Annotated in this window: 23 protein-coding genes and 1 riboswitch; of the genes, 14 read left to right on the top strand and 9 right to left on the bottom strand. The window is 59.8% G+C overall.

All coding sequences use genetic code 11. The annotated features are described in order from the left end of the window. The first annotated feature begins 207 nt into the window (after window positions 1-207). Window positions 208-1,422: an NADP-dependent isocitrate dehydrogenase gene (locus PL599_RS03215; protein ID WP_271358798.1), complete on the top strand. Its 1,215-nt coding sequence runs from the start codon at window positions 208-210 to the stop codon at window positions 1,420-1,422. Between the two features lie 442 nt (window positions 1,423-1,864). Then, a complete protein-coding gene (locus PL599_RS03220) occupies window positions 1,865-2,491 on the top strand; it encodes a glutathione S-transferase family protein (protein ID WP_269825061.1) in 627 nt (208 codons plus the stop codon). Window positions 2,492-2,590: 99 nt separating this feature from the next. Here PL599_RS03220 and alaS read toward each other — a convergent pair whose 3' ends face one another. After that, window positions 2,591-5,254, bottom strand: a complete 2,664-nt coding sequence (alaS, locus tag PL599_RS03225) for an alanine--tRNA ligase (protein WP_269825060.1) — start codon at window positions 5,252-5,254, stop codon at window positions 2,591-2,593. 233 nt (window positions 5,255-5,487) lie between these two features. Then, complete coding sequence (recA, locus tag PL599_RS03230; RefSeq protein ID WP_269825059.1) at window positions 5,488-6,579, bottom strand: recombinase RecA; 1,092 nt, start codon at window positions 6,577-6,579, stop codon at window positions 5,488-5,490. A 246-nt stretch (window positions 6,580-6,825) separates the two neighbouring features. Here recA and PL599_RS03235 point away from each other — a divergent pair, with 246 nt between their 5' ends. Both PL599_RS03235 and PL599_RS03240 read left to right on the top strand, forming a co-directional pair. Further along, the gene (locus PL599_RS03235) at window positions 6,826-7,767 is read left to right on the top strand and encodes a carbohydrate kinase family protein (protein ID WP_269825058.1); all 942 of its coding nucleotides are present in this window, start codon (window positions 6,826-6,828) and stop codon (window positions 7,765-7,767) included. Window positions 7,768-7,795: 28 nt separating this feature from the next. After that, entirely contained in the window at window positions 7,796-8,719 is a 924-nt protein-coding gene (locus PL599_RS03240; protein WP_006314061.1) for a pseudouridine-5'-phosphate glycosidase, read from the top strand. Window positions 8,720-9,001: 282 nt separating this feature from the next. On the opposite strand, the gene PL599_RS03245 is transcribed toward PL599_RS03240, so the two are convergent. Continuing rightward, entirely contained in the window at window positions 9,002-11,266 is a 2,265-nt protein-coding gene (locus tag PL599_RS03245) for an OmpA family protein (protein ID WP_269825057.1), read from the bottom strand. Window positions 11,267-11,610: 344 nt separating this feature from the next. Between PL599_RS03245 and PL599_RS03250 the strand changes: the two genes are divergently transcribed. The 6 genes from PL599_RS03250 (at window position 11,611) to PL599_RS03275 (ending at window position 15,732) form a co-directional block, all read left to right on the top strand. Next, window positions 11,611-12,384 carry an ABC transporter substrate-binding protein gene (locus tag PL599_RS03250; RefSeq protein WP_006314058.1) on the top strand — a complete coding sequence of 258 codons (774 nt, stop codon included), beginning with the start codon at window positions 11,611-11,613 and terminating at the stop codon, window positions 12,382-12,384. Between the two features lie 112 nt (window positions 12,385-12,496). Next, window positions 12,497-13,300 (top strand): ABC transporter permease, encoded by an 804-nt coding sequence (locus PL599_RS03255; RefSeq protein ID WP_269825056.1) that lies wholly within the window; start codon window positions 12,497-12,499, stop codon window positions 13,298-13,300. Beyond that, window positions 13,297-14,127 (top strand): ABC transporter permease, encoded by an 831-nt coding sequence (locus PL599_RS03260; protein ID WP_142911477.1) that lies wholly within the window; start codon window positions 13,297-13,299, stop codon window positions 14,125-14,127. Before PL599_RS03255 ends, PL599_RS03260 begins: the two co-directional genes overlap by 4 nt. A gap of 169 nt (window positions 14,128-14,296) precedes the next feature. After that, entirely contained in the window at window positions 14,297-14,563 is a 267-nt protein-coding gene (locus tag PL599_RS03265) for an usg protein (RefSeq protein WP_077983841.1), read from the top strand. 84 nt (window positions 14,564-14,647) lie between these two features. Next, on the top strand, window positions 14,648-15,472 hold the full coding sequence (locus tag PL599_RS03270; protein ID WP_077983804.1) for a class I SAM-dependent DNA methyltransferase: 825 nt from the start codon (window positions 14,648-14,650) through the stop codon (window positions 15,470-15,472). 14 nt (window positions 15,473-15,486) lie between these two features. Further along, complete coding sequence (locus PL599_RS03275) at window positions 15,487-15,732, top strand: hypothetical protein (RefSeq protein ID WP_269825055.1); 246 nt, start codon at window positions 15,487-15,489, stop codon at window positions 15,730-15,732. Here the strand turns inward: PL599_RS03275 and PL599_RS03280 are convergent. From PL599_RS03280 to PL599_RS03290, 3 genes are all read right to left on the bottom strand, one after another. Next, entirely contained in the window at window positions 15,693-16,181 is a 489-nt protein-coding gene (locus PL599_RS03280; RefSeq protein WP_003507846.1) for an Lrp/AsnC family transcriptional regulator, read from the bottom strand. The two genes, PL599_RS03275 and PL599_RS03280, sit on opposite strands and share 40 nt — an antisense overlap. A 70-nt stretch (window positions 16,182-16,251) precedes the next feature. Next, entirely contained in the window at window positions 16,252-16,896 is a 645-nt protein-coding gene (locus PL599_RS03285; RefSeq protein ID WP_269825054.1) for a uracil-DNA glycosylase family protein, read from the bottom strand. Beyond that, window positions 16,889-17,482: a thermonuclease family protein gene (locus PL599_RS03290; RefSeq protein WP_269825053.1), complete on the bottom strand. Its 594-nt coding sequence runs from the start codon at window positions 17,480-17,482 to the stop codon at window positions 16,889-16,891. Before PL599_RS03290 ends, PL599_RS03285 begins: the two co-directional genes overlap by 8 nt. 108 nt (window positions 17,483-17,590) lie before the next feature. On the opposite strand from PL599_RS03290, the gene pdhS2 reads away from it, so the two are divergent. Beyond that, window positions 17,591-19,126, top strand: a complete 1,536-nt coding sequence (gene pdhS2 / locus PL599_RS03295) for a two-component system sensor histidine kinase PdhS2 (protein WP_077983806.1) — start codon at window positions 17,591-17,593, stop codon at window positions 19,124-19,126. A gap of 13 nt (window positions 19,127-19,139) precedes the next feature. On the opposite strand, the gene PL599_RS03300 is transcribed toward pdhS2, so the two are convergent. Further along, window positions 19,140-19,544, bottom strand: a complete 405-nt coding sequence (locus tag PL599_RS03300; RefSeq protein WP_080790424.1) for a diacylglycerol kinase — start codon at window positions 19,542-19,544, stop codon at window positions 19,140-19,142. Between the two features lie 8 nt (window positions 19,545-19,552). Then, window positions 19,553-20,587, bottom strand: a complete 1,035-nt coding sequence (gene cobT, locus PL599_RS03305) for a nicotinate-nucleotide--dimethylbenzimidazole phosphoribosyltransferase (protein WP_173989400.1) — start codon at window positions 20,585-20,587, stop codon at window positions 19,553-19,555. A 152-nt stretch (window positions 20,588-20,739) separates the two neighbouring features. Here cobT and PL599_RS03310 point away from each other — a divergent pair, with 152 nt between their 5' ends. The 3 genes from PL599_RS03310 to PL599_RS03320 are packed head-to-tail and all read left to right on the top strand — an operon-like array spanning window position 20,740 to window position 22,440. Continuing rightward, window positions 20,740-21,525: an adenosylcobinamide-GDP ribazoletransferase gene (locus PL599_RS03310; protein ID WP_321186475.1), complete on the top strand. Its 786-nt coding sequence runs from the start codon at window positions 20,740-20,742 to the stop codon at window positions 21,523-21,525. A 19-nt stretch (window positions 21,526-21,544) separates the two neighbouring features. Continuing rightward, window positions 21,545-21,736 carry a DUF1289 domain-containing protein gene (locus PL599_RS03315; protein ID WP_077983809.1) on the top strand — a complete coding sequence of 64 codons (192 nt, stop codon included), beginning with the start codon at window positions 21,545-21,547 and terminating at the stop codon, window positions 21,734-21,736. Next, window positions 21,733-22,440 carry a TIGR02281 family clan AA aspartic protease gene (locus PL599_RS03320; protein WP_077983810.1) on the top strand — a complete coding sequence of 236 codons (708 nt, stop codon included), beginning with the start codon at window positions 21,733-21,735 and terminating at the stop codon, window positions 22,438-22,440. Before PL599_RS03315 ends, PL599_RS03320 begins: the two co-directional genes overlap by 4 nt. A 265-nt stretch (window positions 22,441-22,705) precedes the next feature. Here PL599_RS03320 and PL599_RS03325 read toward each other — a convergent pair whose 3' ends face one another. After that, window positions 22,706-23,308, bottom strand: a complete 603-nt coding sequence (locus PL599_RS03325) for a hypothetical protein (RefSeq protein ID WP_137410624.1) — start codon at window positions 23,306-23,308, stop codon at window positions 22,706-22,708. Between the two features lie 286 nt (window positions 23,309-23,594). Then, a riboswitch (FMN riboswitch) is annotated at window positions 23,595-23,745 on the top strand. The last annotated feature ends 63 nt before the right edge of the window (window positions 23,746-23,808 follow it).

Genomic DNA, 23,808 nt, shown 5'->3' on the forward strand with positions numbered 1-23,808 from the left:
TCCCGGTAGAGGCCCAGAGACGGGCGAAGCGATTCGCCTGACTGTATTCCGGCGTTATGGTTTGGCAATGCGTAAAGCGTTATTGCGCTGCGCCAAAAAAGCGCCCCCCATGGCTTTGCCTCAGGCGCGCGCGATGCTATAGCCGCACCGGATATTTTTCCGGATACCGGCGCCATCCGGCGCCACAGCTTCGAAGGTGAGGAATTCATGGCAAAGATCAAGGTAGCCAATCCGGTCGTCGATCTCGACGGCGACGAAATGACCCGTATCATCTGGCAGCTGATCAAGGACAAGCTGATCCTGCCTTACCTCGATCTCGACATCGAATATTACGATCTCTCGGTTGAAAACCGCGACGCCACCAACGACCAGATCACCGTTGATGCGGCACACGCCATCAAGAAGCATGGCGTCGGCATCAAATGCGCCACCATCACCCCCGATGAGCAGCGCGTCGAGGAATTCGGCCTGAAGCAGATGTGGAAGAGCCCGAACGGCACCATCCGCAACATTCTGGGCGGCGTCATCTTCCGCGAGCCGATCATCTGCAAGAACGTTCCGCGCCTCGTTCCCGGCTGGACGAAGCCGATCGTCGTCGGCCGTCACGCTTTCGGCGACCAGTACAAGGCAACCGACTTCAAGTTCCCCGGCAAGGGCAAGCTGACGATCAAGTTCGTCGGTGAAGACGGCCAGGTCATCGAAAAAGACGTCTTCGACGCCCCGAGCGCCGGCGTGGCGCTTGCCATGTACAACCTCGACGAATCCATCCGCGAATTCGCCCGCGCCTCCATGAACTATGGCCTGATGCGCAAGTGGCCGGTTTACCTCTCCACGAAGAACACCATCCTCAAGGCCTATGACGGCCGCTTCAAGGATATCTTCGAGGAAGTGTACCAGACCGAGTTCAAGGCGCAGTTCGACGAAGCCGGCATCACCTATGAGCACCGCCTCATCGACGACATGGTCGCTTCCGCGCTGAAGTGGTCCGGCGGCTACATCTGGGCCTGCAAGAACTATGACGGCGACGTTCAGTCCGACACGGTCGCGCAGGGCTTCGGCTCGCTCGGCCTGATGACCTCGGTTCTGCTGTCGCCCGATGGCCGCACGGTCGAAGCCGAAGCTGCGCACGGCACGGTCACGCGCCACTACCGCCAGCACCAGAAGGGTCAGGAAACCTCCACCAACTCGATCGCTTCGATCTTCGCCTGGACCCGTGGCCTCGCCCACCGCGCCAAGCTGGACGACAATGCGGAACTGGCAAAGTTCGCGGCAACGCTCGAAACCGTCTGCGTCGATACCGTCGAAAGCGGCTTCATGACCAAGGATCTGGCGCTGCTCATCGGACCGGACCAGCCCTGGCTCTCCACCACCGCTTTCCTCGACAAGATCGACGAAAACCTCAAGAAGGCGATGGCGGTTTAAGCCTGCTTTCCCCGAGACTTCAAAACCCGGCCTCAGCGCCGGGTTTTTTATTTGCACGGTATAGAAGAAACGTCAGTCCAGTAGAAACGAAATGGACAACTAGATAGCGAACAAACATCATCGAGTGCCAGAGGCGCCGAAATAGGAGAAAGAAGTCCGGCGCAATACCAGGTTTCTTTTTTGTTCACGGCACCTTGATTAGCCGTTGCACTAGGCGCAAAATTTGATTCCGCGTGCTTAGGGCCAGCACAACAATAAAACTAAGATAAACAGCATCTACTTGCACATAACTTGCCCGGCACAGTCAACCATTCACCGTAACATCCATGCGACCCCAGGGAACATGCGAGGGATGTTGCGGACATAAAATGCGAAGCGCAGGCATGAAATTCTGTTGGGTTTTACACGATGCTTCGACGATTTTGCTTGGGGAGGCAAAAGCATGAGTGAACTGATCTTCTACACCAATCCCATGTCGCGCGGGCGCATTGCGCGATGGATGCTCGAGGAAGTGGGCGTTCCCTATAAGACCGAAATACTTGGTTTCGAAACCTCGATGAAATCGCCCGCCTACCGGCTGATAAACCCGATGGCGAAGGTGCCGGCGATCAAGCACGGCGATACCATCGTCACCGAGGCGGCGGCGATCTGCGCTTATCTGGCTGACGCCTTTCCGGGCGCAAACCTTGCCCCGACGCCGAAGGCGCGCGGCCTTTATTACCGCTGGATGTTTTTCGCCGCCGGCCCCCTCGAAATGGCGGCAAGCATGAAGGCCATGGGTTTTGAAGTGTCCAAGGAGAAGTTGCGCATGGCCGGCTGCGGCAGCTATGCGGATGTGATGAATACGCTCGAACGCGCGGTCAGTGAAAACCGCTTCATCGCCGGCGATCTCTTTACCGCCGCGGATGTCTATGTCGGCGCGCATATCGGTTGGGGGCTGCATTTCGGCACGATCGAAAAACGCCCGGCCTTTCTGGAATACATGGCGCATCTCACTGACCGACCGGCCTTCAAGCGCGCCGCCCAGCTTGACGAAGAGGCAGCGAAGGACTTGCAGGCGACGGGATAAGACGGGAAAGCCCGCATAGGCCACTATTGTGCGCCGGACGGCTTGAAACCGTAATTAAAAAGGCGGGGTAAAAGCCCCGCCCTCTTCAATTTTCTCGCATCAGGCAGCCAGTGCCGCCGCCACCGCTTCGATGGCATCTTGCGCCTTGGCGCCGTCAGGGCCGCCGGCTTGCGCCATATCCGGGCGTCCGCCGCCACCCTTGCCGCCAAGCGCTGCCGAAGCGGTGCGGACGATATCGACGGCGCTGAAACGGCCCGTCAGATCTTCGGTCACGGCCGCAACAGCACTTGCCTTGCCGTCTTCGGAAACGGCAATCAGCAGCACGACGCCGGAGCCGAGATTAGCCTTGGCCTCATCGGCGAGACCCTTCAAATCCTTGGCATCGATGCCGGACATGGATTTTGCCAGGAAGTTGACGCCCGCGACCTGCTTGACGTCGCTTGCGCCGGCATCCGCCGAGCCGCCGCCCATGGCGAGTTTGCGGCGGGCATCGGCAAGCTCACGCTCAAGCTTCTTGCGCTCGTCCAGCAGGCCTTCAACGCGCGACAGAACATCGCCCGGCTGAACTTTCAGCGATGAGGCCAGCGCCTTCACTCGCTCATCCTGTTCAGAAAGATAGGCAAGCGCGCCCTGCCCCGTGACAGCCTCGAGACGACGAACGCCAGCACCGACGGCGCTTTCACCGAGGATGCGGATGAGACCGATCTGGCCGGTCGCGCCCACATGCGTACCGCCGCAGAGTTCGACCGAATAAGGACGGTTGGCTTTTGCGCCATGCAGGCCAGTGCCCATCGAAACGACACGAACTTCATCACCGTATTTCTCGCCGAACAACGCCATAGCGCCCTCGGCAATGGCGTCATCGACGCTCATCAGACGGGTGACGACTGGCGAGTTCTGCAACACGATTTCGTTGGCCATTTCTTCGACGACCTTCAACTCCTCGGCCGACATCGGCTTCGGATGCGAGACGTCAAAGCGCAGGCGCTCGGGCGCGACCAGCGACCCCTTCTGCGCGACATGGGTGCCGAGCACTTCGCGCAGCGCCTCATGCAGCAGGTGCGTGGCGGAATGGTTGGCACGCAAGCGCGAGCGGCGATCATGATCGACCGTCAGCTGAACGGCGTCGCCCACTTTCAGACCACCGTTGGAAACGGTGCCCATGTGGACGAAGAGGCCTTCGCCCCGCTTCTGGGTATCGGAAACGGCAAAGGCACCATTATCGCCGGTGATAACGCCGGTATCGCCCATCTGGCCGCCGGACTCGCCATAAAACGGCGTCTGGTTGACGACGACCTGAACGGCCTCACCATCCGCAGCGCTTTCGACAGCCTTGCCGTCCTTGACGATCGCCTGCACAACGCCCTCTGCCGTTTCCGTGTCGTAACCGAGAAACTCGGTGGCGCCGAGCTTTTCCTTGAGCTCGAACCAGATCGTTTCGGTGGCCTTGTCGCCGGAACCGGCCCAATGCGAGCGGGCTTCCGCCTTCTGACGCTCCATCGCATCCGTGAAGCCGGAAATATCGACGCCGATTTCGCGGGCGCGCAACGCGTCCTGCGTCAGATCGAGCGGGAAGCCGTAGGTGTCATAGAGCTTGAAGGCGGTCTCGCCATCCAGCATGTCGCCCTTGTGCAACGTCGAAGTGGCATCGGACAGCAGCGACAGGCCGCGCTCCAGCGTCTTGCGGAAACGGGTTTCCTCAAGCTTCAGCGTTTCGGAGATCAGCGCCTCGGCGCGAACCAGTTCCGGGTAGGCGCGGCCCATCTGCTGCACCAGCGACGGCAGCAGCCTGTAGATCAGCGGCTCGCGCGCGCCGAGAAGTTCGGCATGGCGCATGGCGCGGCGCATGATACGGCGCAGAACATAACCGCGCCCTTCATTGGACGGCAGGACGCCATCGGCAATGAGGAAGGCGGACGAGCGCAGATGGTCGGCGATGACCCGGTGGCTAGCGCGCTTTTCGCCTTCAGCCGGAACACCTGTCGCTTCGACGGAAGCGGCGATCAGCGCGCGGAACAGGTCCGTATCGTAATTGTCATGCTTGCCCTGCAGCAGCGCAGAAATGCGTTCCAGACCCATGCCGGTATCGATCGACGGACGCGGCAGGTCGATGCGCTCTTCCTTCGTCACCTGCTCATATTGCATGAAGACGAGGTTCCAGATTTCGATGAACCGGTCGCCATCCTCTTCCGGAGAGCCGGGCGGGCCGCCCCAGATATGATCGCCGTGGTCGTAGAAGATTTCGGAACAGGGACCGCAGGGGCCGGTATCGCCCATCGCCCAAAAATTGTCGCTGGTCGGGATACGGATGATGCGGTCGTCGGAGAAACCGGCGATCTTCTTCCAGAGGTTAAAGGCCTCGTCGTCGGTGTGATAGACCGTGACCAGCAGACGGTTGCGGTCGATGCCGAATTCCCTGGTGATCAGGTTCCAGGCGTGCGTGATCGCCTCTTCCTTGAAATAATCGCCAAAGGAGAAATTGCCGAGCATTTCGAAAAACGTGTGGTGACGGGCGGTATAACCGACATTGTCGAGGTCATTATGCTTGCCGCCAGCGCGCACGCATTTCTGCGCGGATGCGGCCGTGGAATAGGGACGGCTTTCGAGACCGGTGAAGACGTTCTTGAACTGCACCATGCCGGCATTGGTGAACATCAGCGTCGGATCGTTGCGCGGCACCAGCGGGCTGGAGGGCACAATCTCGTGTCCGTTCTTCTTGAAGTAGTCGAGGAAGGTCGACCGAATTTCATTTACACCGCTCATGCCCACACACCGCTCACAGCTGGAGTCCATCACCGCCACCGGTAACGATGGCCATATTGCAAAATCACTGGCTTTTATCGTCCGTATCCAGCCCTGTCCAGCCATGGAGACCGGTGAAGGCGCACCGACAAAGAAAAAGGACCATGCGACGGGAAATCACACGGCCCAATTCATTTCAATCAGCTCATTTCAGCAAAGCGGCCAGACGGTCGATGTCCTGGCCTTCTTGCATATCAGCCTTCGTCACCGTCACCATCGCTGTCGCCGGCATCCGGACCACCATTCTGCAGGAACCGGTCAGCGATCAGACCGGCATTCTGGCGCAGCGCCAGTTCGATCTCATTGGCCGTATCCGGATTGTCGCGCAGGAAGGTCTTGGCATTTTCACGCCCCTGCCCGAGACGCTGGCTGTTATAGGAGAACCAGGCACCAGACTTTTCGACGATGCCGGCCTTCACGCCGAGATCGACAAGTTCACCGGTCTTGGAAACGCCTTCGCCATACATGATGTCGAATTCCACCTGCTTGAAGGGCGGCGCCATCTTGTTCTTGACGACCTTGACGCGGGTCTGGTTGCCGACAACCTCTTCGCGCTCCTTGACGGCGCCGATACGGCGGATGTCGAGGCGAACCGAGGCGTAGAACTTGAGCGCGTTACCGCCGGTCGTCGTTTCCGGCGAACCGAACATGACGCCAATCTTCATACGGATCTGGTTGATGAAGATGACCATGCACTTCGACTTGGAGATCGAAGCGGTCAGCTTGCGCAGCGCCTGGCTCATCAGACGAGCCTGAAGACCCGGCAGGCTGTCGCCCATCTCGCCTTCAATTTCCGCCCGCGGCGTCAGTGCCGCAACGGAGTCGACCACGAGCACGTCAACCGCGCCGGAACGCACCAGCGTATCGGTGATCTCAAGAGCCTGCTCGCCCGTATCTGGCTGCGAGATCAGAAGACCCTGCAGATCAACGCCAAGCTTGCGGGCATAGACCGGATCGAGCGCATGTTCGGCGTCAACGAAGGCGCAGATGCCGCCCTTCTTCTGCGCTTCCGCAATTGTCTGCAGCGCCAGCGTCGTTTTACCCGAGCTTTCCGGACCATAAATTTCAATGATACGCCCCTTCGGCAGACCGCCGATGCCGAGCGCGATATCCAGGCTGAGCGAACCCGTCGAAACGGTTTCCACTTCAACCACATTTTCATTGGAACCGAGCTTCATGATCGATCCCTTGCCGAACGACCGTTCGATCTGGGAGAGCGCCGCTTCCAGTGCCTTGCTTTTATCCACCGATTTATCCTCTACGAGACGCAAAGAATTTTGTGCCATCCGAACCACCTTTAGGTTATTGAAGCCGCACAGGCAATGAAGCAGTATGGAAACGGTATGTACTCTATTTGTTCTCATTTCACAAGGCTGAGCCAGCATATTGAAAACAAATAGTGATAAGTCGTTTGTTCTGCTTTCGTTTTTCTGTGCGCGGCCCATTGCCGCAAACCGGAGGCGAGGTCAGGAAGACGTCAGTTTAGGCCGAATCGTCCGGTCTTTCCATCCGCCAGAGAGGGAAACGCAAGCGTGAAGAAAATACTCGTTCTGGGCGGCGCGCATATCGACAGACGCGGCATGATCGAGACTGAAACGGCGCCGGGCGCCAGCAACCCCGGCTCGTGGATGGAAGAGGCGGGCGGCGGCGGTTTCAACGCCGCGCGCAATCTTTCCCGGCTCGGCTTTCAGGTCCGCATTATCGCGCCGCGCGGCGGCGACGTGACGGGCGAAGCGGTGGCGGAGGCCGCACGTCAGGCGGGCGTGGAAGACACGCCGTTCACCTTCCTCGACCGGCGCACGCCAAGCTACACGGCCATTCTGGAGCGCGATGGCAACCTCGTCATCGCGCTTGCCGATATGGATCTCTACAAACTCTTCACCCCGCGCCGCCTCAAGATACGCGCCGTGCGCGAGGCAATAAGGACGAGCGATATCCTGCTTTGCGACGCCAACCTGCCCGAGGATACGCTGACGGCGCTTGGCCTCATCGCCCGCACCTGTGAGAAGCCGCTGGCGGCCATAGCCATTTCGCCGGCCAAGGCTGTGAAGCTGAAGGCGGCGCTCGGCGATATCGACATCCTCTTCATGAACGAAGCGGAAGCCCGCGCGCTCACCGGCGAGACGGCGGAAAATGTTCGTGACTGGCCGGATATCCTGCGCAAGGCCGGGCTTTCCGGCGGCGTCGTCACCCGCGGCGCAAGCGAAGTCGTGGCGTTCAACGGGACGGAAAAAGCCATCCTCCACCCGCCCCTCATCCGCGAAGTGAAGGACGTCACCGGCGCCGGCGATGCCATGGCCTCCGGTTATCTCGCCGCCATTGCCGAGGGAAAAACAATCAGGGAGGCCTTGAGACAGGGGGCGGCGGCAGCGGCCATTACCGTGCAGTCACCCTTCGCCACCTCCCACGACCTATCAAAAGACAGTGTCGAGGCCATGTTGGGGCTTGTTCCCCAGGCCGAAATGCTGGCATGAACCGCTTTTAAAAACTGGAACAGATGAAATGACCCGCCCCATCTCCCCGCTCCTGCCCATCGTCTATTCTCAGGAAGTCGCCGCCGCCAAGCAGCGCGGCGCGCCGATCGTCGCGCTCGAATCGACCATCATCACCCACGGCATGCCCTATCCCGGCAATATCGAGATGGCGGAAAGCGTCGAACAGATCATCCGCGATCAGGGTGCGGTTCCGGCCACCATCGCCGTCATTCACGGCACGCTGCATATCGGCCTTGAGAAGGACCAGCTCGAGGCGCTCGCGCAGACCACCGACGCCATGAAGGTGTCGCGCGCCGATATCGCCTTCGCGATCGCCGAGCGCCGCACGGGTGCCACCACGGTCGCCGCCACCATGATCGCCGCCGCCCGCGCCGGAATCCGCGTTTTCGCCACCGGTGGCATCGGCGGCGTGCACAAGGGCGCGGAAGAAACCTTCGATATCTCCGCCGACTTGACCGAGCTTGCCAAGACAGGCGTTATCGTCGTCTGCGCCGGCGCCAAGGCGATCCTCGATATTCCGAAGACACTCGAGGTTCTCGAAACCAACGGCGTGCCTGTCGTTACCTTCGGCTCCGAAGAATTCCCGGCTTTCTGGTCGCGCTCCTCTGGCCTGGCCAGCCCACTCTCGCTCAACAGCCCCGCGGCAATCGCCAATTTCCAGGCGACCCGCGAACAGCTCGGCATCGATGGTGGCATGCTGGTGGCCAATCCCGTGCCGGAAGAAGACGAAATTCCGCGCGAGGAGATGGAGATCTACATCAACCGCGCCATCTCCCATGCCGAACGCGACGAAGTTACCGGCAAGGCGGTCACGCCTTACCTGCTGGGCGATATCTTCCGCCTGACGGATGGAAGGAGCCTTGAGACCAATATCGCGCTGGTGCGCAACAATGCGCAGCTGGCTGCGGAGATTGCGGTGGCGCTGAGCTGAGGTCATACCTGCCCTCTTCGTTCCGTTCGACAGCAGAGAGGGTTCGTCAAAATAAAGAAGAGCCGCGCGCTTTTGACTTCCCGGGAGTGGGAGGTCGCAAGCTTCCCCTCCGTCATGCTCGGGCCTGTCCCGAGCATCTGCGACGCCTCTCCCAGTGAGACGTGATTGGATCCTCGGGACGAGCCCGAGGATGACGTCGAGTTGCCGGAAAGACCCGTCACCGACAACAAAAGGCCCGGAGAGCTTGCGCTTCCGGGCCTTCGTTTTTCTTCCAGAACCCAATCAGTTCTGCGCGATCGGCTTCACCAGCGGCGTCACACGACGGATGGTCACGCGGCGGTTCTGCTGTTCCGGGCCGAGCGTCTGAACCTTCAGGTAACGCTCACCATAGCCCTGCGTCGCGAGGTTTTCCGGCGGGATGCCGTAAACATCGCTCAGCACGTTGGCGACGGAGGCGGCGCGTTCATCGGAAAGCACGAGGTTGCTTTCATCCGAACCGACCGCGTCGGTGTGGCCTTCGATCAGGAAGGTTTCCGCCGGGTTCTTTTGCAGCGCCTTGTTGATCGCGTCGGCCACCTTGCGCAGCGAACGGGCCTGCGCCATCGGAATGTCGGCGCTGCCAGTGGCGAAAGTGATCGTATCGAGGTCGATACGGCGCACCTTGTCGCGGATACGGGCCGAATAACGCACTTCATCCAGCGAGTAGACACGCTCCACAGGCTCGACCGGCGGCTGCTCCAGGAAGCGATAATAATCGCGATCCGGATCGCTTGACGTGTCGATGATGTAGTCCGTCACGGGGATGCGCAGGCGCATCGGCGGCAGGTCGAGACCGGGATCGCGATAGACGTAATCACGATCGGGATCATCCATCAGTTCCGGTGCGTAGAACAATACGTATTCACGACCGCGATCGTCGATGCGCGAGCGCTGCATCACATCACCGTAACGGTTGCGGATCGTCACCACCTGCGTGCCGTCACGGCGTTCCACGGTTTCGCGGACGCGACCGCCCGGCAAGCGCTCGTAATAGGGCTCGCCACCATCGCGGATGAAGCGCTGATTGTCATCGCCACGCACCACGACACGGTCGCCGAACTGCAGGATGATCGGCGCATCCATATCCCGGTCGCGCGGGCGGCCTTCGCGCGGCTGCCATTCGCGCACGCCGTCCGGCCGCTCATATTGCGGACGACGGTCGATGCGCTCGCCCTGCTGGGAGGTGATCGCCTCCAGCTTGACAGGCGGCGGCGGAGCCTTGCCTTCGGCGGCACCGGCACGCTGCGCCTCGGCATCGGAGGTCGGGACCTTGACGTCACCGGCCTGCTCGCGCTCGCGACGACGTTCCTCGCGGGTCTGGCGGTTGCCGGAGCGTTCCACTTCCTTGTCGCTGTCGAGAACGGCAGCACCCTTGTCGACCGGCAGGATGACGGTGTCGGTGGTCTTGGACGGGTCCTTGGCGATTGCCTTGGCCTTATCAAGTTCTTCCTTCGTCGTCGGCGGTGCTTCCGTCTGCGGAACGGCGACCTGACTGGGCACGGCTTCGCCAGCCGGGGCCTGTCCGGTCGTTGCACCGCTCGGCGGCGGCGTCGGGGCACCGGGAAGCGGCGCTGCGGGTTCGGACTTCACCGGCGGTTGTTCGGAAGGCTGCCGGCCGGGTGCAGGGTTGGGCTGTGCTTCGGGAGCCGGCGGACGCGCGGGCGTCGGTGCTTCTGTCGGAACCGGTGCTTCCTTCACGGAGGGCTCGGGGGCTGTGGGCTTTTTCTCCGGAACGGGTTTTTCAGCCGGTTCAGCTTTCTGTTCCGGGGCCTTTTCCTCTACTTGCGGCTTCTTCGAGGGTGCCGGTTCGCGCGACTTGGCGGGCTGCTCGGCATTTTCCGGACGCGCGGCGGGCTGCTGTTCGGCAGCGGGTTCCTTCGCGGGCTCCTTCTCCTTGCGGGGACGTTCCGGGCGCTGCTCGCCTTCGCCGGCCGGCTGTTCCGCTTTTTGAGGCTTGCGGGGACGTTCCTGCGGCTGCTGTTCGGCAGGCGCTGCTTCCGGTGTTGCCTCCCGCTGGCGTGCCGGGCGCTGTTCGCCCTCGCCCTGCGGCTCCTGCGCACGTTCGGGTTTGCGCGGACGCTCCTGCGGCTGTTCGGCGGGTGCCGGCGCGGGTTCCGGGCGGGCCTCGCGCTGCTGGGGCTCGGGCGCAGCTTCGCGCTTGGGTTCGGGTGGAGCTTCGTGTTTGGGTTCAGGGCGAGGTTCGGCGGGAGCCGCCTCACGCTTGGGCTCCGGTTCGCGCTGCGGTTCAGGCGCGCGTTCTTCGCGTTTTGGCTCGGCCTGCGGCTGCGCCTCTTCTGCCTGCTGGCGCTTCTTGCGTAGCTCTTCTTCGGGGTTTTCCGCTGCCGGTTCCGCCTGCGCCAGGATCACCTGGCCGGGAAGTGTCTGGGAGATCGGCGCCTGTGCGCGGGCTGCGCCGGCAAAGCCCGCGGCTGCTGGCTCAACCGCAATCGCGAGAGACATGAGCGGAAAAACCACCCCGGTCAGCAATGTGTTTTTCTTCTTCAGCATCAGTGCTTCCTCATCTGCCGTCATTTATGGGTCGCAAATTATGCGACATCGTGGGCCCGGCTTGGCCGCAGGCGCTGTTCAACGCCTTACACACGCTCCGGTTCCCATGATGACCAAAGCCTTCTGTACCGGAAATGAACAGATCAAGGCCTTTTCGTGGAAGCTCTGCGGCGCAAACGCGATCACTAATATTGCAGTTGCATTTTTTGACCAACCGGATGAATAATCTGATCCGCGCTGAAGGCCACAGGCGGTATGCTCCGTTCTGCCGCGCCCAGCGCCCATGGCATCCGCACTGAAAATAACAACAGACTGCGGATGAACGACCAACAGAGAGGATCGAAATGCCTATTTCCACCCGTCTGCTCGCAGCCGTATCGATTGCCGCCATCTCGCTGTTGTCAGGCGCAGCCCTCGCGCAGGACAAGATCGTCATCGGCACCGAAGGCGCCTACCCGCCCTTCAACAATCTCGAAGCCGACGGCACGCTGACCGGCTTCGACATCGACATCGCCAAGGCGCTGTGCGAACAAATGAAGGCCGAATGCACCTTCGTAACCAATGACTGGGACGGCATCATCCCTGCCCTTCAGGCCAAGAAGTTCGACGCCATCATCGCGTCCATGTCGATCACGCCGGAACGCCTCCAGAAGGTCGATTTCTCCAAGAAATATTACAACACCCCGCCGGCAATCGCCGTGCCGAAGGATTCGCCGATCAAGTCCATCGACGATCTCAAGGGCAAGTCGCTCGGCGCGCAGGGTTCCACCACACACTCCAACTATGCCGAAAAGCATTTCCCGGATGCCGACGTGAAGATGTATCCGACCGCCGACGAATATAAGCTCGACATCGCCAATGGCCGCATCGACGCCGTCATCGACGATATCGTCGTGCTGTCGGAGTGGCTGAAGACCGACGCCGGCAAGTGCTGCAAGATCCTGACGCCGCTCAAGGTCGATCCCGAGATCAACGGCAATGGCGCAGGCATTGCCGTGCGCAAGGGCGACACGGCGCTGGCCGACAAGTTCACGGCCGCAATCGCCGGTATCCGCGCCAGCGGCAAGTATCAGGAGATCAACAAAAAATACTTCGATTTCGACGTTTACGGCGATTAAGCCGGTTCGATCTGTTGAAATCTCGTGGCGGAAGGCTTGCCCTTCCGCCATTTTTGTTTGAAAACGTCACTATAACAATCACGGCGGCTTAAGACCGCAGGGGAAAACTGGCATGAGCGGAGCATTTTCCGCCATAGGTGCGTTCTGGACCTATGTCTCGACACTTCTCGATCCCTTCTGCGGACCGGTCGGTCTCTTCTCGCTTTTCGGAAACGGCACTCTGGTCGCCTGCGGCGATGCGGGCTGGGGCGATGAAATCGCCTTCGGCGTCAAGGTCACGATCTCGCTGGCGCTCGCCACCCTGCCCGTCGGGCTGCTGATCGGCTTCCTCATCGCGCTTGCCGCGCAATCGGAGGAAAAGTCGCTGCGGCTGGCTGCCGGCATCTACACCACCATCTTCCGCGGCCTGCCGGAACTGCTGACGCTCTTCATCGTCTATTACGGCGTCCAGATGCTGCTGCAATCGGTGGCCGGTTATGTCGGTTTCAGCGGTCCGATCGAGATCAACGCCTTCGTGGCCGGTATGGTGGCGCTCTCGGTGGTGTTTTCGTCCTATGCGTCTGAAGTGCTGCTCTCCGCCTTCAAGGCCATACCGAAGGGACAATATGAGGCGGGTGCGGCGCTGGGGCTTTCGCGGGGCCGCACAATGGTGCTCATCATCATTCCGCAACTTGTCCGCATCGCCCTGCCCGGCATGACCAATCTCTGGGTCATCCTGCTCAAAGACACGTCCTATGTGTCGATCATCGGCCTTGCCGATATCGTTCGCCAGACGGGCATCGCCGCCCGCGTCAGCAAGGAAGCCTTCTTCTTCTACAGCATCGCCTGCCTGCTCTACCTCATCCTCGCGCTGCTATCCTCCATTGGCATAGGCTTCATCGATCGCTGGTCGCGCAAGTCGGAGGCGAGCAGATGAGCCATATTCAGGAACTCATCCCGCCCCGCCCCGCACCGGCCGTCGCGGACAAGCCGCTCAATATTTCGCGCATCGTCGGCGTCGCCGTCATCACGCTCTGGCTGTTGCTCGCCGCCGCGCTGATCTTCGCCATGATCGAGGGCTGGGACTGGGACAAATTCCAGCGCTACGGACCGCGCTATATCGACGGTCTCATCACCACCATCACCCTCGTCGGCAGCTCGATCATTCTCGGCGCCATTCTTTCCGTGCCGATCGCCTTCGGCCGCATGTCGGAAAACCGCATCGTCGGCGCGCTGGCCTATGCCTATGTCTATGTCTTCCGCAGCACGCCGCTACTGGCGCAGCTTTTCCTGATCTATTACGGCCTCGGCAGTTTCCGCCAGGGGCTGGAAACCGTCGGCCTGTGGTGGTTCTTCCGGGAGGCCTGGTATTGCGGCCTGTTGTCGCTCACACTCAACACCGCCGCCTATCAGGCCGAAATCCTGCGCGGCGCGATCCGCAGCGTACCGCGCGGCCAGCATGAGGGCGCCGCCTCGCTCGGCCTGTCGAAATTCGTCACTTTCCGCAAGATCATCCTGCCGCAGGCGCTCATCGTGGCGCTGCGTCCCTATGGCAACGAGATCATCCTGATGATCAAGGGTTCGGCCGTGGTCTCGATCGTCACGGTCTTCGACCTGATGGGCCAGACCCGTTACGCCTTCTCCCGCACCTTCGACTATCAGGCCTACCTCTGGGCCGCGATCTTCTACCTGGCGATCGTCGAAACGCTGCGGCATGTCTGGGCATGGCTGGAAGCACGCCTGACCCGTCACCTCAAGCGCTAGCCGCAAAGTTGGCAGCACTCATCAGGAGAGGCTGCCAACACTCTGAAAAATATAACAAATTTGTGACGTATCCATGTCTTTGGCAAGCTTGGGTTAACCATGACGTGTTCCCATATTCGATACAGCGGCAACGCTGTGATCGGCAATCATGGAAACGGGAACCGCCGTCATGAACAAGGACATGGAAATGATGCTGAGGGGCTACGGCCTCACCACCGCCCAGATATTTTATCGCCTGCCGGATCATCCGCTGGTTCTCCAGACCTATGTCTGGCAGGACTATGATCTTGCCCCAGACTTCCCCGAAATGCATGGCTTCCTCCAATTCTGGAAGGAAAAGCTCGACGGACCGCTGCACTCCGTCCGCTACGTGCACCGGCAGGTAATCTCGGCGCAGGAATGGCGCGCGCTCAAAGGGGAGTTCATCATCCACTGAGCCGTCGCACCACATAAACATTGCGCCCGTCCCCGATGCGGCTTACAGCAAACCTCAACTGAAGATGCTGACGGATAAGGCACGATGACGAAGAACCAGAAAATCGACGAAGAGGCGCTTGCCGAGGCCTATAACCGTGCGCTCGCGCTTGAAAAAGCCGGCGATGTGGACGCGGCGGTCAAGGCCTATGAAGAGGTTCTGGCCATCGATCCGGACGATCATGGCGGCGCGGCCGTGCGCATCGCCGCCATGGGCCGGGGCGAAACCCCGCCGAAAGCGCCTGACGCCTATGTCGAAACCCTGTTCGACCAGCACGCCGAAGCTTTCGAGGACATTCTTGTCGAGCAGCTCGGTTACGCCGTGCCGATGATGGTGCGCCAGCGGCTGCAGACGCTGAACCTCGGTCCCTTCAAGCGCCTGCTCGATCTCGGCTGCGGCACCGGCCTCACCGGCGAAGCGTTGCGCGATATGGCAGACGACATCACCGGCATCGACATTTCCGAAAACATGGTCGAAATCGCCCACGAGAAAGACCTCTACGAGACGCTCTACGTCGCCGAAGCCGAGGATTTTCTTGAAGACAATGACGACGAACCTTTCGACATCATCACTGCCACCGATGTGCTGCCCTATCTCGGCGCGCTGGAGCCACTGTTTTTCGGCGCCGCCGAAAACCTCAACGCCGGTGGCCTGCTGATCTTCTCGTCGGAAACCCTGCCCGAAGATACCCTGGCCGGACGTCCCTATATGGTCGGCCCGCACCAGCGTTTCGCCCATGCGGAAACCTATGTTCGGGAAAGACTGGCCGCGACCGGTTTCGAGGTCGTTGAAGTGACCGACATCAACGTGCGCATGCAGGACGGCAATCCGACGCCCGGCCATCTGATTATCGCCAAGCTCAAAGGCTGAGGCAGCGTCGCGGCATGTTTCTTCTCTCCGCCGGGGAGAAGAAACAAGCGGCGGACGCTCGTTTCAACGCCACGTCTGCTTCTTTGCTGAATCAATATCTCATCAAGACCACCCAGCGGCTTGAAGAGATTCGATTTTCCGTCACCGAAACCCGCAAAACGAAAAATGCCCTCCCCGACTACCGGAAAGGGCATTGCTCCAAAACCGGATTGGCGGCGGATCACTCCTCGCCGGATTTTGGATTGTCCAGCAGCATGTAATCGAGCGGCAGCTCGGTCGTATATTTGATCTGCTCCATCGCGAAGGCGGAGGAGACATCGCGAATTTCGATCTTGGCGATCATGCGCTTATAGAAGGCGTCATAGGCCGCAATATCGGGCACTACCACGCGCAGCAGATAATCGACATCGCCGCTCATGCGGTAAAATTCGACGACTTCCGGAAACTCGGAAACCACCTCGGAGAAACGCTTCAGCCACTCAATGGAATGGGAGGCTGTGCGGATGGAAACAAATACCGTGACCTTGGTGTTGACCTTGACCGGATCGAGCAAGGCCACGCGCCGACGGATGACGCCGTCTTCCTCCATCTTCTGGATACGCCGCCAACAGGGCGTCGTGGAAAGACCGACCTTTTTCGCCAGATCGGCAACGGCCAGCGTGGAATCCTCTTGCAGAATGCGCAAAATCTTACGGTCAAGGCGATCCAATGCGTCTATCCTCCTGAATTAATTTCCTTTCAATACACTAATTTTCGCAAAAAAACAGAAAATTGTTTCACTAAAGCCGCATTTCCACATATTGCCGCAGAACTGGCAGCAGTTCCGACGTGAACCACGGGTTCTTCTTCAGCCAGCCGGTATTGCGCCAGCTTGGATGCGGCAAGGGAAGAATTCCGGGACCGGAATTCGCGTGGAGATAGCTGCGCCAGTCCTGCACCGTTTCCGTCATGGTCTTGCGCCGCCTTTCCCCCAGGTGAAACGCCTGCGCATATTGGCCGACAGCGAGGATCAGCTCAACCTGCGGCATCGCCGCCATTACCCGCTCACGCCATTGCGGCGCACATTCGCGCCGGGGCGGCAGGTCGCTGCCCTTCTCGTCATAACCGGGAAAACAAAAGCCCATGGGCACGATGGCGAAACGATCCGGATCGTAGAACGTCTGCCGATCGACGTTCAGCCACAGGCGCAGCCTGTCGCCCGAGGCGTCGTTGAACGGCAGCCCTGTTTCATGTACGCGAAGCCCCGGCGCCTGCCCTGCAATCAGGATGCGCGCCTTGGTCGACATGACGACCACCGGCCTGGGTTCGTGCGGCAGGCGATCGGTCATTCCCTTGAGCGGCTTGTCGCGACAGAGCCGACAGCGCGCGATTTCGCCGCGTAATCCGTCCAGCCCGTCATCACGCACCGGCACCAGCTCAACCATGATCCCACCCCAGAAGATGACGGACAATTGTGAGAAAACCCCACGGCGGCGTTTCCAGATCCGCGCCGCGATGCTCCCGCCGCCATTGCGACGGTTTTTCGAATTCTCCCGCCCAGATTCCGCGTTCCCGCCTGCGCGCCGCCGCCTGCTCGCTGGAGAACTGGAAATAACCGGATGCGACGGCAAAACCCGCCGACACCATTTCCGACGAGACATCCCTGCCGCCGGCGGAACAATAAACCAGCCGCCGCCCGTAACTGTCCCTGGAACTGCCGGAACAGTAAAAGTCGGCCACCCCGGCCAGCCTTTGCAGGACACGACGCGCCTCCTCGCCGCACGGCCAGCTTTCGCTGCCACGCAGGCATGTCTGCGCAAGCTCGGGCGCATCGATGCCAAGCAGCCGGAAACGTTCCTCACCCATCGAGAGCGTATCGCCGTCGATCACGAAGAAGCGGCCGTTATAGGTCTCGCTGTTGATCTGGTCGAGCTTGGCGGCAATCAGAATGCCGAGAAAAACCGTGGCGACAAAAAGTCCGCCATCGCGAAATGCAGAAAAACGCCTGCTCTTGCCTCCATTTCGTCTCATGTAACAACAAACCCTTGTCAGAAATGGCAAACAAATCCTTTCCCAGCAGCATCTTCTTAAGATTTTGCGCGTAGTCTGCAAGGGTTCATGTCACCCTGCGTTGTAACAATGAGTAAAAGCGTCAGCACGTCCACCGACAAGATCATCGTCGACCGGTCGAAAAAACACCGCAACAAGGCGGTTTTCGACACGGTGAAGACGACGCGTGAACGCCTGCAACAAGGGGCCGGCGCAAGCGACGCCTATGAACGCGAAATGCTGACCATGCACATCGCCGAAACCCTGCAGGGCGCGATGATCATGCCGCTTTTCATCGTGCTCGCCTCCATCATCGGCCTTTACATCACCCGCGACATCAGTCTGATCATCTGGTCGTTGATGGCGCTGAGCTTCCACGCTTTCTCTCTACTCTTGGCCAAGCGTGCGGCAAAACAGGAAATCACGGCCGACAATCTTAAGCGCTGGAAAAGCCTCTTCCTCGGCATGCAGATCCTCATCGGCTGCGCCTGGGCGATGTTTGCGCTGACCGAACCGGTTCGCAACGACCCGACGCTCGTCCTTTTCTTCAAGGGCTCGACGCTGCTGATCGCGCTTTCGCTCACCGCCATGGCCAATTTCATGCTGCGGCGGGCGACCTTCATGACCTTTTTGCCGGTGCTTGCGGCTCTCTGCATGACTTCGGCAATCTCGCGCAATCCTTTCGATGTCGGTCTCGCGCTGATGTTCGGCATGGCCATCCTCTTCTGTCATCGCATCACCAGCCGGCTTTACCAGACCAGCATCAAGCTCCTGTCATCTCAGACGGAGAAAGACGACCTGATCGCCGAACTCGAAGTCGCCAATTCGATGTCCGACGAGGCGCGACGACGTGCGGAAGAAGCCAATCTGGCGAAATCGCGCTTTCTCGCCTCCATGTCGCATGAGCTCAGAACCCCGCTCAACGCCATTCTCGGCTTCTCCGAGGTCATGTCTTCAGAGGTGCTCGGTCCGCTCAACAATCCGCTCTACAAGGAATATTCCGGCGATATCCACCGCTCCGGCCAGCATCTGCTAGACCTCATCAACGAAATCCTCGACCTGTCGCGCATAGAGGCCGGCCGTTACGATCTCAACGAAGAGTCCATCTCCATGCTGGAAATCGCCGAGGACTGCATCGGCATGATCCAGCTGCGCGCCCGCGCCAAGAATATCCGGATTTCCCAGCAGTTCGAAAGCAGCCTGCCGCAGGTCTGGGCCGACGAGAAATCCATCCGTCAGGTCATTCTCAACCTGCTCTCCAATGCGGTGAAATTCACCCCGCAGGGCGGCGAGATTCTGGTGAAGGCCGGCTGGACGGCGGGCGGCGGGCAATATGTTTCGATCAGGGATAACGGCCCCGGCATTCCCGAAGATGAAATTCCGGTGGTGCTGTCCGCCTTCGGTCAAGGATCGATTGCGATCAAGAGCGCGGAACAGGGAACCGGCCTTGGCCTGCCCATCGTCCAGGCCATCCTCGCCAAGCATGATGGCCAGTTCATCCTGAAATCGAAGTTGCGCGAAGGCACCGAAGGGATCGCCATCCTGCCGGCAAAACGTGTGTTGCAGAGCCTGCCGGCCGTGGAAGAAACCCACGCCATCCAGCCGCGCCGCCGGTCCTTCGCATAAGGCTGAAGAGACATTAGAAGAACAGCGTCGTCACCAGCGAATACAGCACGAAAAATCCGTTCGCCATCAACAGGCAGAAGACGGCAAAGGAGCCAAGGTCCTTGGCATGCCGTCCAACGGAGGAGATTTCCGGCGAAATGCGGTCCACCAGCTCCTCGATCGCCGTATTCAACGCCTCCACCGAAAACAGCAGCAGCATCAGCACCGTGAAAACAAGAAGATGCGCAAAGGGTGAGCCGACCGCAAGAAGCAGGGCAAGCCCGACGCCGAAGGCGAGAACCTCATGGCGAAACGCTGCCTCCTGCCACAGACGGCCAAGCCCCTGCACGGAATAACGCGCGGCGGCAAAAAGATGCCGCCAGCCTTTTTCCTTGCGAAAGACGGGTTCCGGTTTCGGGCTTTGCGGCGTCGCGTCCATCTTCGGCCTCAGTGGTCGGTGCGGGAGCTGATACGGGTGTCCACACCCGCCGCTTCGAACGTCGCCATGCCGGAATGGCAGGCGGCGGCGGCCTTGACGATACCGGCGGCAAGCGCTGCCCCCGTGCCTTCACCGAGACGCATACCAAGCGCCAGCAGCGGCGTCTTGCCGAGCTTTTCGACGGCGGCCAGATGGCCGGGCTCGCCCGAGACATGGCCGATCAGGCAATGGTCGAGCGCCGAAGGATTGGCAGCCTTGAGGAGAGCGGCAGCAGCCGTCGCCACATAGCCGTCGATCAGGACGGGGATGCGCTGCACGCGCGCCGCAAGGATCGCACCGGCAATCGCCGCAATCTCACGCCCGCCGAGACGGCGCATGATTTCCAGCGGATCGGACAGGTGGTCCTTGTGGAACTCCACCGCGGCCTTCACGGCGGCGATCTTGCGGGCCATGACCTCGCCTTCCGAGCCGGTGCCGGGACCGGTCCATTCTTCCGCTGTGCCGCCATAAAGCGCAAGATTGATCGCAGCCGCAATCGTGGTGTTGCCAATGCCCATTTCACCGACGCAGAGAAGATCGGTGCCGCCGGCAATCGCTTCCATGCCGAAGGCCATGGTGGCGGCACAGTCGCGCTCCGAAAGCGCCGGTTCGCAGGTAATGTCGCCGGTCGGATAATCCAGCGCCAGATCGAAAATCTTCAGGCCAAGATCGTTTGCAACGCAGATCTGGTTGATTGCCGCACCGCCTGCCGCAAAATTCTCCACCATCTGCTGGGTGACGGATGTCGGATAGGGCGTAACGCCGTGCCGGGTCACGCCATGATTGCCGGCGAAAATCGCCACCAGCGGACGGGTGACGGCGGGCGAACGGCCCGACCACGCGGCCAGCCACATGGCGATTTCTTCGAGACGCCCGAGCGAACCGGCAGGCTTGGTCAGCTGCGCATTGCGCTCCTTGGCCGCCACAAGCGCATGGGTATCCGGGCCGGGAAGCTCGCGCAGCAGCGCGCGAAAATCGTCGAAGGGCAATCCGCTCATGCTCATGATATCTGTCTCTCTCATCGCCGGGTTGGCTTTCGCATCGGCTCATGCGTCCGGAACTTGTGTTTTCCGGCAAATCGGTCTTTGTTGCGCCTCTCATAATCGCGGATGCGCCGCGGAACAACCGGAAATGCAGCGACTGCAACGGAGAGAGCATGAAGGCCGGGGATTTTATAACAGATGTCATGCATTCCGTTGCCTTTCTCAGCCGCCTGCCGGTTCCCTCACGGTTTTTCGACAATACCGACGGCGTGTCGATGCGTCGCACTGCCCGCGCCTTTCCAGCCGCCGGCCTGCTGATCGCCCTGCCCGCCGCTTTCCTGGTGGTGGTTTTCGCCGGTTTCGACGCGTCACCGCAGCTCACGGGCTGGCTTGCCATCGGCCTGACAGCGCTCATCACAGGCGCATTGCATGAGGACGGGCTGGCCGACACGGCTGACGGTTTCGGCAGCGGCAAGGACAAGGCCCGCACCCTTGAGATCATGAAAGACAGCCGCATTGGCAGCTATGGCACCATCGCCATGGTCCTGTCCTTCGCGCTGCGCGCCACGGCACTCGCATCGCTGGTCGAGACCCTGCCGGGAAAAACCGCCGCCGCCTGCCTGATTGCCGCACTCGTCCTCAGCCGCGCCCCGATGGTGTGGCACTGGCAGTCCCTGCCCGCTGCCAAAACCTCCGGCATCGCTGCCGGCGCCGGCCAGCCGGGAACAAACGAGCGCAACATTGCGCTGGTGATCGGGCTGCTGCTTTTCACACTCTTCACGCTGCACGCCCTGCCTCTTCTGTCGATTGCCCTTGTGCTGGCGGCAGCCTTTCTGGCGGCGGCGTTTTTCGGCAGGCTCTGCGACAGCAAGATCGGCGGCCATACCGGCGACACCATCGGCGCCTGCCAGCAGATCACGGAGATCGTGATTCTCGTCGCCCTTGCCCTTGCAGCGTGACGGCCTGATATAAATCATCATGGAAACACCCTGCATTCATATCTGCCGCCTCGATGAAACCGTGAGCCTCTGCATCGGCTGCGGCCGTACGCTGGATGAAATCGGCGGCTGGGCGGGATATAGCGACGAGAAGAGGCGCGATATCATGATGTTGCTGCCGCAAAGACTGGCAAACCTGCCCAAGACCGCCAAGGAGACACATACCGCATGAACAGGCTGACCATCGTTCTCCTTCTGCTGGCCGTCGGCCTTGGCCTGCTTCTCATCAATCACGACGGCGGCCGAACGCTCGGTATCGACAATGATCAATTCGCCCACGTGCTTTATCTTCTGCCGATTGCCGGCCTGTTATCCGCCGGCATTCTGGCGGGAAGACGCGGCAGCCTCAGTACCGTCATCCGCCAGCTCGCTGTCTGGCTCGTCATCATTCTCGGCCTCGTCTCGCTCTATCTCTATCGCTACGATCTGCAATCCTTCGGCGACCGGCTGCTCGGCGGCCTGATGCCCGGTCGTGCCGTGGTGGTGACGACATCAGGCGGTGAACAGGAGATCGTGTTGCATAAATCGATGAGCGGCCATTTCGAGGCGAATGTCACCGTCGAGGGCAAGACGATCCATATGCTGGTCGATACCGGCGCGAGCTCGGTGGTCCTCGCCAATGCGGATGCGGCAGCAATCGGCATCGACACCACAAACCTCCGCTATACCGTACCTGTCATGACCGCGAATGGCCGCACGGCGGCTGCCCCCGTTACGCTCTCCGAAATCGGCATCGGCCCCATAGCCAGACGCAACATCCCCGCCCTCGTCGCGCAGGATGGCCAATTGGGCCAGAGCCTGCTCGGCATGAGCTTCTTGTCGACGCTCGGCTCACTGCAGATGCAGACCGATGAATTGCGTTTGCGGGATCGGTAAGCTTCTCTCGGAGAAGGCTCTTATCTTGCGATCAAACGCTTTCATCACAATATATGTGAAGTAACGAGGAAAAGGTTGGCCGACACTGACCCGCTGAAACCGGCGGCTTACTCGCAAATTTTGTCACTTCGGCAAATTATTGACATGCCACACTGATCATGAGACAAGATTACATATTCAACGCGGGAGTTCTCAACATGATCGGTCCAGATCCTATCCTACTTTGATCTAAGCGTGCTTCCACTGTAAGAAGCGAAGCGTCGAACTATGGTTTCGGCGCTTTTTGTTTTTTTGAGATTCCCGGCGAACGGATTTTTCGCTTTAATTTGTATCCCCTGTATTTTCGTTCCATCGTCTGCAAAAGATTCTCGCCGGTTTTCTTTGCCTCTTCCGCGTGTTCGTAGAGGCTGCGAATGGCGCTTTCTCGACCCTCGAGTGAAATATTGGTGAAACTCTTCCGGTATATTCCATCTATCTTGGCGCGAATTTTATCCAGAACACCATAGAAATAGACGACATCGCCAATATACTCTCTTCCAGTGGCCGATATTGAATCGATATTCTTCAGATAGAAATGGGTGTGTCGTGCATCTGTAATGTGCGGAACGAAATCTTTGTTTTCCATGATACGCTCCCTGAAAGTCACATAGGAAATAGGCGCGGCAAGGAAGATCGCCATATCGGCTGTATTAAAGTCGATCTCAGCATAGAGAGACCGAATAAATTTCTCTTTTTCTCGGGACTTTTTCCAGAATCCTACCCCCACCGCTACAAACTGTCCGAGTATCCACAGTGTAAAAGCAGTGGACGCCGCGACCACCGCGGCGAGCAATTGCGGACTTTCGGATATTTGCTGCGTTGCTGACATGCAACAATCCTTTTAAATATAAATTATATTTACTTTTAATAAATGAAATATAAAAATCACAAACATCAAAATCAACAATATAAATATAACAATTCAAATGGCGGGCAACGATTTTTTACACCAATATCGGGCCTGTTTCGACGGAAATATTGGGCAGGAACTCGACCTGAACCACGCTGAAATAAAATGCTCGCAGGAACCATTTTCCGAGAGATTTCTTTCTGCGCGATTCTTGTTCGACGAACCATCGCCCCTTGATTCCTACCCATTGGATAAATTATATTGGTTCCGTTCTCAGGGCGGGGTGCAATTCCCCACCGGCGGTATCGGGATTTTTCCCGGAGCCCGCGAGCGCTTCCGGTCTCCAAAGCCGGAAGGTCAGCAGATCCGGTGAGAGGCCGGAGCCGACGGTATAGTCCGGATGGAAGAGGACAAGGCATAGGACGCACGCGCGTGAGCGGGCTTCGCATTGCATTGTTCGCCCAAGGGATATTTGGCGC

The organism is Agrobacterium sp. ST15.16.055, assembly GCF_027956555.1.
GTDB classification, from domain to species: Bacteria; Pseudomonadota; Alphaproteobacteria; order Rhizobiales; family Rhizobiaceae; genus Agrobacterium; species Agrobacterium salinitolerans.